This window comes from Nonomuraea soli (assembly GCF_013761175.1).
GTDB lineage: Bacteria > Actinomycetota > Actinomycetes > Streptosporangiales > Streptosporangiaceae > Nonomuraea > Nonomuraea soli.
Genome location: NZ_JACDUR010000007.1, coordinates 278,452 through 294,817 on the forward strand (window position 1 = coordinate 278,452; position 16,366 = coordinate 294,817).

Below are 16,366 nucleotides of genomic sequence, written 5' to 3' on the forward strand. Positions count from 1 at the left end.
CTCGTGAGACGACTCGCTCTCCTCGCCCTTCTCCTGCCTCTGATCACTCCAGCCCAGCCCGCGCTCGCCCAGGCGACGACCTGCCCGGTGCGGGTCGATCCCGCCGCCTTCGCCTCCGAGACCCGCCTGACCACCCTGGCCGAGCAGCAGGAGGCGTTCGGCCCCAGGCCGACGGGCTCCACCGCGCACGCCGGCTACATCGACTGGCTGGAGGACGAGCTGGCGGCCATCCCCGGCCTCCAGTTCTCCTCTCTGCCCTACGCCATCGACCGCTGGGACAGCCTCGGCACCTCCCTGACCGTCGGAGGTACGGCGGTGCAGGTCGCGGCGCCCGTGCCGTTCTCCGCCCCCGCCAACGTCACCGCGCCGCTCGTCCACCTGGCGGCCGGCACGAACATCACCGCGGCCAACGCCGCAGGCAAGATCGTCGTGCGGGACCTGCCGTGGACGAACGTGCCGAACCTGCTGTTCTATCCGCTCGGCGGCCTCGGCTACTCCATGTACGACCCCGGCCTGACGATCAACCTGCTCGGCTCGGAGTCGATGGAGGCCCCGGCCGCCGCCGACGCCGACCTCAAGGCAGCCGCCGCGGCGGGCGCGCTGGGCGTGATCGAGGTCAGCCAGCTGCCGCACGCGCAGATCGAGGGCATGTACGCGCCCTACGAGGGCCTGCCGTACGGCCTGCCGGGCGCCTACGTCGGCGCCGACCAGGGCAAGCAGATCAAGGACGCGCTCGCCTCCGGGCAGCAGGTCCAGGCCACGCTGTCCGTCGACGCCGCATGGACGCCGACGACGACCCGCACCCTGCTGGCGACCCTGCCCGGCGGGAGCGCGCAGAAGATCGTCGTCGAGAGTCACACCGACGGCATGAGCCCGGTGTGGGACAACGGGCCGCTCACCATGATCGAGATGGCGCGCTACCTGTCGTCGCTGCCGGTGGCGTGCCGTCCGCGCACCGTGCAGTTCGCCTTCGTGACCGGCCACCTCTACCAGCACCTGACCGGCCCGGACGTGCGCGAGGGCGGCGCCGGACAGCTCGCCGCCCAGCTCGACGCCGAATACGACCAGGGCCTCGTCTCCTCCGTCGTGGTGCTGGAGCACCTCGGCGCCAGGCGCTACGACGCGGTCGCCCGGCCGGGCGGCCTGCCCGGCAAGCAGCTCGTGGCCAACACCACCCTCACCGAGCTGCTGATGGTCCCCGTCAGCGAGAGCACGCAGCTGCGCGAGCTGGTCAAGGGCCACATCCAGCACTGGGACGTGCGGCGCACCGCGGTCCTGAAGGGCCTGTCGGCCGCCGACCTCACCAAGGTGCCGCGGCACTGCTCCTTCGGCGGCGAGGGCACGCCGTACAACCAGCACCTGCTGCCCGTCATCGCCCCCATCGCCGCGCCCAAGACGCTGTTCTCGCCGCAGTTCGGCGCGGAGGCGATCGATGTGGCGGCGATGCGCAAGGCCTCGCTCGCCTTCACCGACGTCGTGCTCGACCTCGGCCCGATGGCCCAGTCGGCCGTGGCGGGGGATGTGACCTCCATGCGCCAGATGCGCGCCTCCGGCACGCCGGGGTGCGTGTGAGCATCGACCGCGAGGCGCTCGTGCGCCGGCACACCGTGACCGACGCCGGGTGCCCGCTCACCGTCGGCAACGGCGAGTTCGCCTTCACCGCCGACGCCACCGGACTGCAGACCTTCGCACCGCTCGGCACCCAGGCGCAGTGGGGCTGGCACACCATGCCCAACCCCAAGGACCACGTGCTGGACGACGCGCTCACCGACTACGACGGCGTCACATACCCCGACCTGTACCCGGCCACGGAGGCCGGCGGCTGGCTGCACGTGAACCCGCACCGCCTGCATCTCGGCCGGATCGGCCTCGACGTCGCCCCGGGCGCCGCGATCGGCCGGTCGAAGCAGATCCTCGACCTGTGGACCGGCCTGCTGTCCAGCTCCTTCGAGCTCGACGGCGTGCCGTACGAGGTGGAGACGGTCTGCCACCCGGAGCGCGACCTGCTGGCCGTGCGCGTCGCGGGCGGCGCCGGGATCAGGATCACCTTCCCCTACGCCAGCGACGGCTGGCACACCACCGCCGACTGGGGCAGACCCGACCGGCACACCACCACGCACGCGCTGAACGGCTCGCGGTGCGACTTCATCCGCGTCCTGGACGCCGACCACTACTACGTGGCCGCCGAATGGACGGGGCAGGCACGCTTCACCTCGCCCGGCGCGCACGAATACGTGATCCAGGGCGACGAGCTGGAACTCGTCGTCGAGTTCTGCCGCCGGCCCCCCGGCCCGCTCCCGTCCTTCTCCCGGGTCCGTACGGCTGCCGCCGCCCACTGGGAGCGGTTCTGGACGAGCGGGGGAGCGGTGAGCTTCGAGGGCAGCGGCGACCCGCGAGCCCCCGAGCTCGAACGCCGGGTCGTGCTCTCGCAGTACCTCACCGCGGTCAACTGCGCGGGCTCCACCCCTCCGCAGGAGACCGGGCTGGTCGTCAACTCCTGGAGCGGCAAGTTCCACCTGGAGATGCACTGGTGGCACGCCGCCCACTTCGTCCTGTGGGGCAGGCCCGAGCTGCTGGAGCGCAGCCTACCGTGGTACCGCTCGATCCTGCCGCGGGCCAGGGAGACCGCCAGGCGGCAGGGGTTCCGCGGCGCCCGCTGGCCCAAGCAGGTGGGTCCGGAGGGCAGGGAGAGCCCGAGCGAGATCGGCGCCTTCATCGTGTGGCAGCAGCCGCACCTGATCTACTTCGCCGAGCTGCTGCGCAGAGCTCGCCCGGGAGCGCTGGAGGACTACCGGGACCTGGTGTTCGAGACGGCCGAGTTCATGGCGTCGTTCGCGGCGGGAGGGCATCTCGGGCCGCCGCTGGTCCCGGCGCAGGAGTCGTACCACGAGTCCAGGCGGACGGTGCGCGATCCCACCTTCGAGCTGGCGTACTGGTGGTGGGGGCTGGAGACGGCCCAGCGCTGGCGTGCCCTGCTCGGCCTGGCGCCGGAACCGGAATGGGCGCGGGTCATGGACGGCCTGGAAAGGCCGCTGGTGCGCGACGGCGTCTACGCGGCCATCGGCGTGGAGCCGTACACGATCAGGACCGACCATCCCTCGATGACCGGCGCGCTCGGGTTCGTGCCGCCGACCCCGCTGATCGACCCCGAGACCATGCGGCGCACCCTGCACGACGTGCTCGCCGACTGGGACCTGGAGAGCACCTGGGGCTGGGACTATCCGATGCTCGCGATGTGCGCGGCCAGGCTCGGCGAGCCCGGCACCGCCGTGGACGCGCTGATGATGGAGGCGCCGAAGAACACCTACCTGGCCAGCGGCCACAACCACCAGTGGCCCGGCCTGCTGCCCCTCTACCTGCCGGGCAACGGCGGCCTGCTGGCGGCCGTCGCCCACCTGGCGGCCTCGCGGTGCTTCCCCGACGGCTGGCGGGTCCAGGCGGAGGGGGTGGTCACGATGCCGTGAGCAGGGTGACCGTGTAGTGGAACAGGTCGCCGGCCGACGACTCCAGGGTGGTCGCGCGGCCCGCCCGCACCTCCGAGGCGATGAACTCGGTGGCCCCGTAGACGATCAGGCGGGGCACCGCGTCACCCAGCGGCCGGCTCTCCGGCCTGGCCCGGCCGGCCAGGGCCGCGAGCATGTCGAGGAAGGGGCGGTAGGCGGCGTCACGCTGGGCGGCGGCACGTTCGCCGGCCCTCGGGAGTTCCACGAAGTACGCCTGCGCGTACTCCGGCCGCTCCTGCCACCAGCGCAGATAGGCCAGGAGCCCCAGCCGGAGCGCCTCGGTCCAGTCGTCGCCCGCCTCCGAGGCGGCGGCGTAGATCGTGTCGATCATGTCGGGCAGGTCGCGCTCGCATCCGGCCAGGAAGCACGCCTCCTTGTCGGCGAACTGGGCGTAGAAGGCGTTGCGCGAGACCCGCGCGGCGGCGATCACGTCCGGCACGCTCGTGGCGGCGTAGCCGCGCCTGGCGACGAGCCGCAGCATGGCCTCCACCAGGCGCTCCCGCTGCGAATTGCGCACGGTGTCGGGGGAGAGACCATGTTTTCCCCTCGGAAGCGGACGGACTTCTTCATCTCTTGACATCGCTCACCGATCGTACTTCTCTCTCTTGGAGACGTTCACGTCTCCAAATAACCTACGAGGTGTGACCATGGAGAACATCACCCGCAGGCAGGCACTGCGAGCAGGGGCCCTCGGCCTCGCGTCCGCCGGATTCCTGTCGCTGACCACCACCGAGGCCCACGCGGCCTCCACCATCGAGACGATCTACAAGGCCCCCGGGCCGTGGGCGGTCGCCACCGGCACCTCGGGCGGCCACCGGCTCTACCACCCCGCCGCCCTCGGCTCGGGCGGCGTCACGCATCCGATCGTCACCTGGGGCAACGGCTCGTGGGCCACCCCCGACAACTACCCCGGCCTGCTCAACCACCTCGCCTCGTGGGGCTTCGCCGTGGTCGCCTCCACCGACACCACCACGGGCACCGGCGCCGAGATCCTCGCAGCCGCCCAGCACCTGGCCGGCCTCAACGGGGAGCCCGCCAGCGCCTTCCACGGCAAGCTGAACACCGCCCAGGTCGCCGCCGTCGGCCACTCCCAGGGCGCGGGCGGATCCATCAACGCCGCCAACGACTCCGCCGGGCTGATCAAGACCGTCGTCCCGATCGCCACGCCCGCCGCCTGGATGGCGAGCCAGGGCGACGAGTTCTCCGTCGCCGACCTGACCGTCCCCGTGCTCTTCCTCAGCGGTGCCAACGACTGGCTGATCTCCTCGGCCGCGACCCTCCAGGGCTACTACGACCAGGCCGGCGCCGGAGCGGGCAAGGCACTGCTCAAGGGCGCGGGACACAACGACGTCCAGAACGGCGGCGGGGGCTTCCTCGGCTACGTGACCGCCTGGCTGCGCTACCGCCTCATGGCCGACACCCAGGCCCGCGGCGCGTTCGCCGGCACCGCCCCCGAGCTCCCCACCAACACCGCCTGGCAGAACCAGGCCCTCAAGAACCTCAGCTAGGAGAACGACGATGGCGGAACTGACGCGGCGTGGATTACTCGCCGCCGGAGCGCTCAGCCTGCTCGCCGGATGCGGCAAGGACGAGCCACGGCAGCAGGTCGCGTACGGCAAGCCGCAGGGCGAGGTCAACGTCTGGCTGCACGGCTCGCAGGAGACCGGCGAGCAGTTCCAGGCGCTCGTGCACGACTACATCGCCGAGTACCGGGTCGACGTGCGGCTGCTCTACCTGCCCGTCGGCCAGCTCGACGCCAAGCTGCTGACCGCCTTCACCGGGGGGACGCCGCCCGACGTCTTCAAGATCGGCCACTGGAGCTTCCCGGCGCACGCCAGGAAGAACCGGCTGGCGCCCGTCGACACCAAGGCGCTCACGCTCCAGAACTACGAACCGGGCACGACCACGCCGCTGACCTACGACGGCGTGCCGTACGGCGTGCCCATCGACTTCAACCCCTGCATGCTCTACTACCGCAAGGACCGGTTCGAGCAGGCCGGACTCGACCCCGACAAGCCGCCGGCGACCTGGGAGGAGATCGCTGCCGCCAGTACGAAGCTCACCTCCGCCGACCGCAGGCAGGTCGGGCTCCAGTGGCTCTACGGCGACCCGCAGTGGGCCCTGATGATGATCACCGCGCTCACCAAGGGCGGGACGTCGCTCGCGGACGCGCTGACCTACATGTCCAAGCTCGGCAACCCCAAGCTCTCCAACCCCCTGGGCGCGCTCGGGCTGTTCTACTCCGGCGAGGCCGCCATGGTCATCAGCGGCGCCTTCCTCGGCCCCGCGCTGGAGAAGCTCGGCAAGAAGAGCACACCGTACGGCGTCGCCCCCATGCCCGCCTGGCAGGGCCGTACCTCGGTCGTCCCCGCCTACACCTGGGGCTGGGGCGTGGCCAAGGACTCGCCCAACCAGTACACCGCCTGGCACCTCGTCAACTACCTCCAGGGCGCCAGGTCGGTGACCACCAACCTCGACAACGGGATCATCATCCCCACCAAGGGCTGGCGCCAGGCAGGACCCCGGGGCGAGTCCGAGATCATGAAGATCGTCGCCGACAGCCTCCCGCACGTCGACTTCGGCCCGATCGTCCCCGGCACGCTCGAACTGGCCAAGGCCGCCTCCAGCGCCGTCGACTCCGTCGCCCACGGCAAGGCGACCCCGGCAGAAGCCGCGGCGGCCTACGACGCGGCCACGCGACAGATCCAGTGAAAGTCCTGGTACGCGACGAGACGGTCCCCAGCCGACGGGCCGCTCCCCGCCACGTTCGTCCCCAGGCCGCCGCGGGCGTCGCGCTGACCCTCCCGGTGGCCGTCTTCTTCGTCGTCTTCTGGCTCGTCCCCTTCGTGGCCGCCATCTACCTCAGCTTCACCGACTACGAGATGGCGGGCACGCCCAACTGGATCGGCCTGGCCAACTACGAGCGCATGTTCGCCGACCCTGGCTTCCTCAACTCGGCCTGGATCACCGTCGTCTACACGGTCTGCACGGTCGTCCCGACGATCGTGCTCGCCCTGCTGGTGGCGGTGCCGCTGGCCAAGCCGGGACGGCTCAACCGCTGGCTCAGGGCACTCGTCATGATCCCCGCCGTGATGCCGCTGGCCGCCACGTCCATGGTGTGGGTGATCATCTACTCCGACCGCGGCCTCGCCAACACCCTGCTCGGCCTCGCCGGGATCGAGCCGCAGGCCTGGCTGACCAGCTCCGACCTGGCCATCTGGGCGCTCGTCGTGATGGTCGTATGGAAGAGCCTCGGACTGTTCGTGATCATCCTGACCGCCGGGCTGCAGGCGCTTCCCGGCGAGGTGTACGAAGCCGCCGCCATCGACGGCTCGGGAGCGGTGACCACCTTCACCAGGATCACCCTCCCGCTGCTGCGCAGGACGCTGCTGTTCGTCCTGGTCATCTCGGTGGCCGGATCGATGCAGGCCTTCGTGCCCGCCTTCCTGCTCACCGGCGGCGGGCCCGCCGACGCCACCCAGGTTCTGCCGTACTACATCTGGGCCAACGCCTTCCCCTACGAGCACATGGGCTACGCGGCCGCGATGGGCATGGTGCTGCTCGCCGCCATGGTGATCATCTCGGCGCTGCAGTTCGCCTTCCTGAAGGGCGGCGACGAATGAGCATCCTGCGCAGCCTGTGGCTCATCGTCGCGGTCGGCTTCATGCTGCTGCCGGTCTACGTCATGGTCGTCGTGGCCTCCGCGCCCGACGACACCGACCTGAGCGGGCTCGTCTTCAACGGCTTCCACCTGACCGACAACCTGCGCGTGCTGCTCGGCGAGGGCAACCTGGCGTTGTACCTGCGCAACAGCCTCATCCTGTGCCTCGGCACGGGCCTGCTGGACGTGATCTTCTCGGCCGCCGCCGGATACGCGATGGCCCAGCTGTCCTTCCCCGGCCGCCGCGCCCTGTTCGCGCTGGTCGTCGGAACACTCGCGCTCACGCCGATGGTCCTGGTCATCCCGGTCTTCCTCATCGTCAAGGAACTCGGCTGGGTCAACACCTTCCAGGGCATGATCGTGCCCGGCATGATCAGCGCGTTCGGTGTCTTCCTGGTGCGGCAGTTCGCCCTCGGCATCCCGCGCGAACTGCTGCTCGCCGCGCGGGTCGACGGCGCGGGAGAGTTCCGCATCTTCGCGCGCATCGCCGTACCGCTGCTCAAGCCCGCGCTCATCACGCTCTTCCTGGTGCATTTCCTGGCGCAGTGGGACAACCTGCTGTGGCCGCTGATCGTGGCCAACGACCAGGAGCTGTGGCCGCTGCCGGTCGGGCTGGCCAACTTCCAGAGCGAGGTCGGCGTCACCTACCACCTGACCACCACCGCGGCGCTGGTCACCGCCGTGCCACCGTTCATCCTGATGGTGGCGCTGCAGCGCTACTACGTGGCAGGGCTCACCTTCGGAGGGCTGAAACGATGATGGACTGGATCGAGACGATCGTCTCCCGGGGCATCAGGCGCCCCGGCTATCCGGCCGACGACTGGGTCGCCGCGTGGGCACTGGAACGCTTCGCGGAGTTCGGGCTCCATGACGTACGGCTGGAGCCGGTCGACCTGCCGGTGTGGCGGCCGGTGTCCGCCTCCCTGGAGGTCCACCTGGACTCCGACCGGGCCACATCCGTCCGGGTGGAGGCGTTCGCCCTGCCGTACACCACGCCCGAGGCCGCCGTCACGGCGCCCGTCGGCCGGGAGGTCGTGCCCGGCGCGATCGTCGTGCCCGAATACACCTTCACCGAGCTGCCGCAGTTCTACGTCAGGGACCTGGCCAAGGCCGTGCACGACCCCGAGGGCGTCTTCGACTCCCTCGTGCAGACGCTGCCGTTCCAGCTCGACTACCTCGACGTCATCCAGGGCGCCATCGACGGCGGCGCCGCCGGCTTCGCGGGCGCGCTCACCGGGGTGCCGTGGGAGACACGCGACTACTACGTGCCCTACGACGCCGTCCAGCGCGACATCCCCGCCGTCTGGTTGTCGGGCGGCGACGCGCGGCGGGTGCTCGCCCTGGTCGACTCCGGTCCCTGCACGGGCACGCTCGCCGTCTCGTCCGAGACGGGCCCGGCCGTGTCGCACAACGTGATCGGCACCCTGCCGGGCCGCTCCGACCAGTGGGTGATCATCGGATCGCACCACGACGCGCCCTGGGCCTCCGCCGTCGAGGACGCCTCGGGGATCGCGCTCGTGCTGGCCGCGGCCCGCTACTGGGCCGGGGTGCCCGAGGAGGAACGGCCGCACAACCTGCTCTTCCTGCTCACAGCGGGACACATGGCGCACGCGGCGGGCACCCGGGCGTTCATCTCCGAGCATCGGGCGATGCTCGGGGACGTGGTGCTCCAGTTGCACCTGGAACACGCCGCCCGGCGGTGCGAGGTCGTGGACGGCGCGCTGGTGCCGACGGACGACCCCGAGCCCGGGTGGTGGTTCACCTCACCAGGGCTCGAAGGGCTGGTGGCCGAGGCTCTGGCCGCCGAGGACCTGCGGCGCTCGTTCGTGCTGCCGCCGGAGGTGTTCTCGCCGATGCCGCCCACCGACGGGGCCTTCTTCCACCCGGAGGGGGTGCCGCTCGTGCACTTCCTTTCCGCGCCCATGTACCTGTTCGACTCGGCCGACACGGTCGACAAGGTGCATGCCGAGAGCCTGGAGCCGCTCACCCGGGCGGCGATACGCATCGTGGAAGGGACGGCGGGATGGCGCCGGGGGTGATCGTGCGGACCGCGGCCGGGCTGGTCGAGGGGAAGGCCGAGGAGGGCGTGCTCGCCTTTCTCGGCGTGCCGTACGCCGCGCCGCCGTTCGGGGAGCACCGGTTCCGCGCGCCCGCCGCGGTGCCTTCCTGGGCCGGCGTACGGCAGGCGGTGACGCGTGGTGCTGCGGCGCCGCAGGCGGCGGGCGAGGACATCGGCCTGTACGCTCCGGACGTCTTCGAGACCGGGCAGGACTGCCTCAACCTCGACGTCCACACTCCCTCTGTGCATCCGGGCGGGCTGCCCGTCCTGGTCTGGATCCACGGCGGCGCGTTCGCCATCGGCGGCAACGGCGCGGCCTGGCACCAGGGCCACCGCTTCGCCCGCGACGGCGTGGTCTGCGTGGCGATCAACTACCGGCTCGGCTTCGAAGGTTTCCTGGCCCTCGACGACGCCCCGCTCAACCGCGGGGTCCTCGACTGGCTCGCCGCACTGGAATGGGTATGCGACAACATCGAGGCCTTCGGCGGCGACCCAGGCAACGTGACGATCGCCGGCCAGTCGGCCGGTGGGGCAGCGGTCGCCACCCTCCTGTCGATGCCCCGTGCCACCGGGCTGTTCCACCGCGCGATCGTGATGAGCGGCTCGGCGACCCTCGTCGCGGGTGAGCAGGAGGCACGTTCCTACGCCAAGACGCTCGCCGCCCGCCTGGGGATCGAGCCGACCCGCTCCGCCTTCGCCCGCCTGTCGCCCGCGGACCTCGTCGCCGAGCAACCGCCGCCGCTGGCCGGGGACTCCGGCGGGCTGGCGGAGTCGGTGCCGATCAAACCGGTCGTCGACGGTGACCTGATCCCGGCGGTGCCGTTGACGGCCCTGCGCGGGGATGTCCCGCTGCTGGTCGGATGCACGTCGCAGGAGGCCGACGTGTTCGTCCGCCGCATGGTCTCCGACATCGACGAGGCGTCGGCCCAAGCCCTGGTCACCCACCTCGGCGCCCACGCTGTCGTGCGCGGTGTCACAGCGGCTTCCCCCGCCGAACTCGTCGGCCGCGCCTTCACCTGGCACCTGTTCACCCGCGAGACCCGCTGGATCCACGAGGCCAGGCCCGCCTACGCCTACGAGTTCCACTGGGAATCACCCGTCGAAAGCCCCGTCGGCGGCGGGCGCGTGGGCGCGGTGCACAACCTCGACCTCCCCTTCGTCTTCGACCTCCTCGACGCCCCCGGCGTCGAACGGACCGCGGGCCCTGACGCCCCCCGAGCCCTGGCCGCCGAGATGCACGCCGCCTGGGTGCGCTTCGTCCGCACCGGCGACCCCGGCTGGCCTCTCGGCCACCCCAAGATCTTCAACGGAGGCTCCTGACATGCTCACGCACTCCTACGCATGCGCCACCGCGCCGACCCCTCTCCTCGGCGAGACGATCGGCGACAACCTCGAGCGGACGACGGCCCGCTTCGCCGACCGCGAAGCCCTCGTCGACGTCCCCTCGGCGCGGCGCTGGACCTACGCCGAACTCAACGCCGACGTCGACGCCCTGGCCAGGTCGTTGCTGGCCGCGGGCATCGCCAAGGGTGACAGGGTGGGCATCTGGGCGCCGAACTGCGCCGAGTGGGTGATCGTCCAGTACGCCACGGCCAAGATCGGCGCGATCCTGGTCAACGTCAACCCGGCCTACCGCAGCCACGAGCTCGACTACGTCGTCAAGCAGTCGGGCATGCGCCTGCTCATCAGCGCCCTGGCGCACAAGTCGAGCGACTACCGGGCGATGGTGGAGGAGATCGGTTTCGCCGACGTCGTCTATCTCGGCGATCCGAGCTGGGCCCGCCTCCTGGAGCTGACCGCCCCCGAGGCCCGGCTGCGCGAGCGCATGGCCACCCTGAGCGCCGACGACCCGATCAACATCCAGTACACCTCGGGCACGACCGGCTTCCCCAAAGGCGCCACTCTGTCCCACCACAACATCCTCAACAACGGCTACTTCGTCGGCGAGGGCCTCGGCTACACCGAACACGACCGGGTCTGCCTGCCGGTGCCCTTCTACCACTGCTTCGGCATGGTGATGGGCAACCTGGGCGCCACCTCGCACGGCGCCTGCATCGTCATCCCCGCGCCCGGCTTCGACCCCGAAGCCACCCTGCGGGCCGTCCAGCAGGAAAAGTGCACCTCCCTGTACGGCGTGCCGACCATGTTCATCGCCGAACTGGCCCTGGCCGCGCGATACGACTTGTCGTCGCTGCGCACCGGCATCATGGCCGGCTCGCCCTGCCCGGTGGAGGTGATGAAGCGGGTGGTCACCGAGATGAACATGGCGCAGGTGGCGATCTGCTACGGCATGACCGAGACTTCGCCGGTGTCGACGATGACCGGGCGCGACGACACTCTGGAGCGGCGCACCGAGACGGTGGGCCGGGTGATGCCGCACGTCGAGGTCAAGATCGTGCACCCGGAGACCGGGCTGACCGTGCCGCGCGGCGAGCCGGGCGAGTTGTGCACGCGCGGCTACTCGGTGATGCTCGGCTACTGGAACGAGCCGGACAAGTCCGGCGAGGCGATCGACGCGGCCCGCTGGATGCACACCGGCGACCTGGCCACCATGGACGCCGACGGCTACGTCAACGTGGTCGGCCGCATCAAGGACATGGTGATCCGGGGCGGCGAGAACGTCTATCCGCGCGAGATCGAGGAGTTCCTCTACCGCCACCCCGACATCGCCGACGTGCAGGTGATCGGGGTGCCGGACGCCAAATACGGCGAGGAGCTGATGGCGTGGATCGTGATGCGTGAGGGTGCCGAGCCGTTGACGGCGGAGGCGGTCCGGGCGTTCTGTTCCGGCAAGCTCGCCCACTACAAGATCCCGCGTTACGTGCATGTGGTCGACGGGTTCCCGATGACGGTCACCGGCAAGATCCGCAAGGTCGAGATGCGCGAACAGGGCACCCGGCTGCTCGGCCTCGACATCTAGTCGCGCCCTGGCGCGGCGTCAGGCGTCGGCCGGCTGCGGGTGGCCGGCGCGGGCCACGGTCGCGGCGTCCTGATGGGCCGGGATGTCCCCGTCCTCCTTCGGGTTGGGCTGGCCCTTGCCCGTGGTGATCAGGTTGCGCAGGCTGCCGTCGATGTATCCGCTCCACGCGTTGGAGCACACGTCGTAGCACTCGTGCTGCGGGACCAGGCCGACGTGGGTGAAACGAACCTCGGCGCCGCCGTCCGTCTCGGCGATCTCGAAGACGATCTCGGTGCCCGTCCACTCGGACTGGTCGGCGGTGAAGTTGAAGTGGTTGTCCAGGACACGCCAGGCCACTCGCCGGCCTTTCGACACGTCCGTGATCTGGATCGTGCAGCGGTGCACGTCCTTGTAGTGGTGGAAGAACACGGCGCCGGCCTGGTCGGTGACGCCTTTGATGTCTTCCGACCACCAGCCGCGGACGTTGGTGACCGACTCGAACGTTTCCTGAGGGCTTCTGTCCACCGTGAAGGTGGTCGAATAATGCTGGCTCGCTTGCATCATGCAAGTTACTCTAGAGCGATGCGCTTTCATGACGCAAGCGCTTGGATAGGATGGCGGGCATGCTGGGGAAGACGTACGAATCTCAGGTGTGCTCCATCGCGCGGGCCCTGGAAGTGATCGGCGAACGCTGGAGCCTGCTCATCGTGCGCGACGCCCTGTTCGGCGGGGCGACCCGCTACCGCGACTTCCAGCACAACCTGGGCATCGCCACCAACGTCCTGAAGACGCGCCTCGACAGCCTCGTGCAGGCCGGGATCATGTACCGCCACCGATACTCCGAGCAGCCCGAACTTTTCGAGTACCTGCTGACGGAGAAGGGGCGCGCGCTCGCACCGGCGCTCGTCGCCCTCACAGAATGGGGTGACCGATGGGCGACCGACGAGCAGCCGCCCATCTTCTACATCCACTCCACCTGCGGCAACGGCATCACCGAGCAGACAATGTGCGCCCACTGCGGCCGCGTCGACGAACCGGCCGAGATCAACGCCATCCTCGGGCCCGGCCACCCCCTGTGGACACCCGCCACGGGCGAGGGGCCCGCCGGATCGGCCGGTTGACGAGCTTGCGGGCGACCCACTGTGGCGTGCACTCCCCGCGGTGACACATACTACGAAGGATGAAGTCTGCCAGCGGCGTCCCCCGTCGCCACCTGCCCACCAGTCCCTTCAAGCCCCCGCCCCCGGCTCCGCCTGTCGTCCAGTTCGCCAAGGACGACATGGTCACCCACGACCGATACGGTCTGGGAGTCGTCACGGCAGTCGAAGGCGAGGTCGCGGTTTTCGTCGATTTCGGCTCTCGGCAGGAACGGATCACCACGCCCTTCCACAGGCTGTACAAGCTCTGAGTCTGTTCGCGGCCGTACACGGAAGGAGGCGGGCACGGTAACCCGCCTCCTCGCTCACTTGCGCGTGCCGCTGCTGTAGGACAGCCGCGTCAGCTCGCCGTTGCGCACGTCACCGACAAACAGGTGACGATCATCACCCGTTCCCGTGGTCACGGCGAACGGGAGGTTGACCTGCATCGTGCGCACGACCGACAACGACTGCTCCCCGACGACGTCCACGCCCCGGTCGCCGACCCCGAACACCTGGTGCGCGTACGGATTGACGGCGACGGCACGAATCGGCCCGCGGGTCACCACCTGCTTGATGATCGTGCGCGACGACAGCTCGAGCACGGTCACGCTGGGCTGGATCGGCCCGCCGCCCAGGTTGCCGGTGTACAGCCGGTTGTTGAGTGGGTCGACGGCGACGTCCCAGGGCTGGGTGCCCGCGGGACCGAGCGGCACCTGGGGATGGATCGTCCGCGTCACCCCGTCGTCGGTGACGGCGCCCAGCGCGGTCACGGGCGGCTGCACCGCCAGCCTGCTCATCGCGATGTAGATCGTGTTCGTGTTCTCGTCCACCGCCATGCCGAGCGGCCCCGGCCCGGTGATGATCGGGGGCAGCTCGGTGTTGGTCCTGCCGTCGATCACGTGAAGGCGGCCGATCGCGTTGTTCGACACGTACACCCGGTTCGTGCGCGGGTTCACCACCACATCGGTGGCCGTCTGCCCGGTGTTCAGCGCGACCGTGGCGACCACGGCGAGCGTCTTGCTGTTGAGCACGGTGACCTTGTTCACGGTGGGATCGCCCGGCTCGCCGGCGTTGAGGACGTAGATGCGCTCGGTGAGCGGGTTGACCGCGACGGCGTGCGGCCGGTGCCCGACCTGGACCCGTGCCTTGCGCTGCAGCGTCTGACGATCCAGCACGATCAGTGCTCCTGGGCCGTCCGAGGTGTGGGGAGCGGCGATCGTCTCGTAGTAGTGGGTCGCGTACAGGTTGTGCTTGTCCATCGCCACGCCCATCACGGTCTCCTGGAACCCGCTGCGTGGACTGGCCAGCCGTACGCTCCGGTCCGGGGACAGCGCCTGGTCGTGGGACTGGTGGATGGTGTCGGCCTCGGCCGCGGTCAGCTCGGCCGGTCCGCGGCCCGGAGCCGGAGCGGGGTCGGCGGCCAGGCTCAGGTTGGCCCAGTCGTTGAAGCCGTGCAGGAGCCGGCCCTTGTCCTTCGACATCACGAGCTTGTCGTCGCCGGCCCGCGTGGTGTTGCAGATGTGGTCGTCGCCGCTGAGGATCTTGTCGCCGTCCTCCTTGTCGTTGGTGTCGGTCTCGGAGTCCAGCTCGCCGTTGTCGCCCGCCGTGATGCACAGGCCGCCGTTGACGGCGACCGCGACGTCCGCCTCGCCGGGCGTGCCGTTGCCGTTCCAGTCGATGGGCTGGTCGGCGGCGCCCGTACGGCGGTCGCGGTCCGCGTCGTACCACCGGGTGTAGAACGGCGAGTCGGGCTGGACCCCCGCCTGCTCGTCCAGGTGCAGCGTGTCGAGTTCGTCCAGCGCCCGCGCGGAGTAGTCGACGATCGTCCGGTGGCTGCCGGTGGTCGAGGTGAGCCCGATGAGCTGGAAGTTGTAGTTCATGACGCTCAGGTAGTTGGGCTTGTAGTTGACGAAGGCCTCGTCGCCGCCGTGCTTCAGGCCGAGCGAGTGGCCCAGCTCGTGCATGAACGTCCCCGCCTGCTCACGGGTCGTGCCGTTGCCTCCCGAGAACGCGCCCAGGCTGACCAGGAAGTCCTGGCCGTCGCCGCTGAAGTTGGCCAGCCCCGAGCTGCCGGATGGCTTGTCCTCCGCGTCGCCGTAGTCGTGCACCCAGAGGTTGTAGTGCACATAGGGATCCCTGGCCGGGTCGAAGTTGGCCGGATCCGCCTTGATCGTCGCGAACTCCGACGGGATCAGCACCGGCTTGTGCGGGATCGTTCCACTGACGTCGACGATGAGCTGGATGCCGGGTTCGGTGTCCACCCCCGCGTACGGGCACGAAGCCACCGCCGGCACCGGCGCGCTGGCGAACGCGGCCGCCACCTCCTCGACGGGCCCCGCCGGGCGGCGCGCGTCGAACACCTGCACCTGGCCGCCCTCCGACGCGTCGGCGATCATCGCCTCCGCCGTTCCCCGGTGGTCGCCGTCCAGGTTGCCGACGGCCAGCTGGTTGTGGTCGTCGTCGTTGAACCGCGTGTCCTTGATGCCCATGCTCGGGTCGGGCAGGTGCGTCGTGGCGTCCAGCACGTCGATCCTGCCGCCCGAGTCGTTGGCGATCAGGATCTCGTCCTGCCCGTCGCCGTTGAGGTCGCCGATGACCATCTGGTTGTGGTCGTCGTTCTCGAACGTCGTGTCGTGGACGCCGAGGTCGGGGGAGAAGGTGTGGGTGACGGCGTCGTAGACGTGGACCCGCCCGCCCTCGGAGGCGTCGGCGATGGCGATCTCGTCGCGCCCGTCACCGTCCAGGTCGCCGACGGCCATCTGATTGTGATCGTCGTCTTCGAATCGGGTGTCGTGGACGCCGAGGTCGGGGTGGGCGGTGTGGGTGACGGCGTCGTAGATGTGGATGCGTCCGCCTTCTGAGTGGTCGGCGATGGCGATCTCGTCGCGTCCGTCGTTGTTGAAGTCGCCGACGGCCATCTGATTGTGGTCGTTGTTCTCGAATCGGGTGTCGTGGACGCCGAGGTCGGGGTGGGCGGTGTGGGTGACGGCGTCGTAGATGTGGATGCGCCCGCCTTCTGAGTGGTCGGCGATGGCGATCTCGTCGCGTCCGTCGTTGTTGAAGTCGCCGACGGCCATCTGATTGTGGTCGTTGTTCTCGAATCGG

The 16,366-nt window shown here is 70.0% G+C and carries 14 protein-coding genes; 11 read left to right on the forward strand and 3 right to left on the reverse strand.

All coding sequences use genetic code 11. The features are described from left to right. Positions 1-3: 3 nt before the first annotated feature. Positions 4-1,572: a hypothetical protein gene (locus HNR30_RS33855; RefSeq protein ID WP_181614185.1), complete on the forward strand. Its 1,569-nt coding sequence runs from the start codon at positions 4-6 to the stop codon at positions 1,570-1,572. Next, complete coding sequence (locus HNR30_RS33860; protein WP_181614186.1) at positions 1,569-3,464, forward strand: hypothetical protein; 1,896 nt, start codon at positions 1,569-1,571, stop codon at positions 3,462-3,464. The genes HNR30_RS33855 and HNR30_RS33860 overlap by 4 nt, the downstream gene beginning before the upstream one ends. Here the strand turns inward: HNR30_RS33860 and HNR30_RS33865 are convergent. Continuing rightward, positions 3,451-4,020 carry a TetR/AcrR family transcriptional regulator gene (locus HNR30_RS33865; protein WP_181614187.1) on the reverse strand — a complete coding sequence of 190 codons (570 nt, stop codon included), beginning with the start codon at positions 4,018-4,020 and terminating at the stop codon, positions 3,451-3,453. The genes HNR30_RS33860 and HNR30_RS33865 overlap by 14 nt on opposite strands. A gap of 130 nt (positions 4,021-4,150) precedes the next feature. Between HNR30_RS33865 and HNR30_RS33870 the strand changes: the two genes are divergently transcribed. Genes HNR30_RS33870 through HNR30_RS33900 form a run of 7 tightly spaced genes read left to right on the forward strand, consistent with a single transcriptional unit; the run spans position 4,151 to position 12,143 of the window. Then, entirely contained in the window at positions 4,151-5,011 is an 861-nt protein-coding gene (locus HNR30_RS33870; RefSeq protein ID WP_181614188.1) for a poly(ethylene terephthalate) hydrolase family protein, read from the forward strand. A gap of 10 nt (positions 5,012-5,021) precedes the next feature. Beyond that, positions 5,022-6,215, forward strand: a complete 1,194-nt coding sequence (locus HNR30_RS33875) for an extracellular solute-binding protein (protein ID WP_181614189.1) — start codon at positions 5,022-5,024, stop codon at positions 6,213-6,215. After that, on the forward strand, positions 6,212-7,126 hold the full coding sequence (locus HNR30_RS33880) for a carbohydrate ABC transporter permease (RefSeq protein ID WP_181614190.1): 915 nt from the start codon (positions 6,212-6,214) through the stop codon (positions 7,124-7,126). Before HNR30_RS33875 ends, HNR30_RS33880 begins: the two co-directional genes overlap by 4 nt. Continuing rightward, positions 7,123-7,923, forward strand: coding sequence for a carbohydrate ABC transporter permease (locus HNR30_RS33885; RefSeq protein WP_181614191.1), 801 nt, complete (start codon positions 7,123-7,125; stop codon positions 7,921-7,923). Before HNR30_RS33880 ends, HNR30_RS33885 begins: the two co-directional genes overlap by 4 nt. After that, positions 7,920-9,203, forward strand: a complete 1,284-nt coding sequence (locus HNR30_RS33890; RefSeq protein WP_181614192.1) for a M28 family peptidase — start codon at positions 7,920-7,922, stop codon at positions 9,201-9,203. The genes HNR30_RS33885 and HNR30_RS33890 overlap by 4 nt, the downstream gene beginning before the upstream one ends. Continuing rightward, positions 9,188-10,543 carry a carboxylesterase/lipase family protein gene (locus HNR30_RS33895; protein WP_181614193.1) on the forward strand — a complete coding sequence of 452 codons (1,356 nt, stop codon included), beginning with the start codon at positions 9,188-9,190 and terminating at the stop codon, positions 10,541-10,543. Before HNR30_RS33890 ends, HNR30_RS33895 begins: the two co-directional genes overlap by 16 nt. A 1-nt stretch (position 10,544) precedes the next feature. Next, positions 10,545-12,143 (forward strand): AMP-binding protein, encoded by a 1,599-nt coding sequence (locus HNR30_RS33900; protein WP_181614194.1) that lies wholly within the window; start codon positions 10,545-10,547, stop codon positions 12,141-12,143. An 18-nt stretch (positions 12,144-12,161) separates the two neighbouring features. On the opposite strand, the gene HNR30_RS33905 is transcribed toward HNR30_RS33900, so the two are convergent. Then, positions 12,162-12,686, reverse strand: a complete 525-nt coding sequence (locus HNR30_RS33905) for an SRPBCC family protein (protein ID WP_181614195.1) — start codon at positions 12,684-12,686, stop codon at positions 12,162-12,164. A 59-nt stretch (positions 12,687-12,745) separates the two neighbouring features. Here HNR30_RS33905 and HNR30_RS33910 point away from each other — a divergent pair, with 59 nt between their 5' ends. Next, a complete protein-coding gene (locus HNR30_RS33910; protein WP_181614196.1) occupies positions 12,746-13,243 on the forward strand; it encodes a winged helix-turn-helix transcriptional regulator in 498 nt (165 codons plus the stop codon). Positions 13,244-13,302: 59 nt separating this feature from the next. Continuing rightward, a complete protein-coding gene (locus tag HNR30_RS33915; protein ID WP_181614197.1) occupies positions 13,303-13,530 on the forward strand; it encodes a hypothetical protein in 228 nt (75 codons plus the stop codon). A 54-nt stretch (positions 13,531-13,584) separates the two neighbouring features. Here HNR30_RS33915 and HNR30_RS33920 read toward each other — a convergent pair. After that, positions 13,585-16,366 (reverse strand): FG-GAP-like repeat-containing protein (locus HNR30_RS33920; RefSeq protein ID WP_220134299.1); only part of this gene is annotated, 2,782 nt, incomplete at its 5' end.

What these genes read in the sequence shown, in the direction of transcription:
- HNR30_RS33910 (WP_181614196.1), top strand. Translation starts at nt 12,746, where the DNA reads ATGCTGGGGAAGACGTACGAATCTCAGGTGTGCTCCATCGCGCGGGCC.
- HNR30_RS33895 (WP_181614193.1), top strand. Translation starts at nt 9,188, where the DNA reads ATGGCGCCGGGGGTGATCGTGCGGACCGCGGCCGGGCTGGTCGAGGGG.
- HNR30_RS33875 (WP_181614189.1), top strand. Translation starts at nt 5,022, where the DNA reads ATGGCGGAACTGACGCGGCGTGGATTACTCGCCGCCGGAGCGCTCAGC.
- HNR30_RS33900 (WP_181614194.1), top strand. Translation starts at nt 10,545, where the DNA reads ATGCTCACGCACTCCTACGCATGCGCCACCGCGCCGACCCCTCTCCTC.
- HNR30_RS33890 (WP_181614192.1), top strand. Translation starts at nt 7,920, where the DNA reads ATGATGGACTGGATCGAGACGATCGTCTCCCGGGGCATCAGGCGCCCC.
- HNR30_RS33870 (WP_181614188.1), top strand. Translation starts at nt 4,151, where the DNA reads ATGGAGAACATCACCCGCAGGCAGGCACTGCGAGCAGGGGCCCTCGGC.
- HNR30_RS33885 (WP_181614191.1), top strand. Translation starts at nt 7,123, where the DNA reads ATGAGCATCCTGCGCAGCCTGTGGCTCATCGTCGCGGTCGGCTTCATG.
- HNR30_RS33905 (WP_181614195.1), bottom strand. Translation starts at nt 12,686, where the DNA reads ATGATGCAAGCGAGCCAGCATTATTCGACCACCTTCACGGTGGACAGA.
- HNR30_RS33915 (WP_181614197.1), top strand. Translation starts at nt 13,303, where the DNA reads ATGAAGTCTGCCAGCGGCGTCCCCCGTCGCCACCTGCCCACCAGTCCC.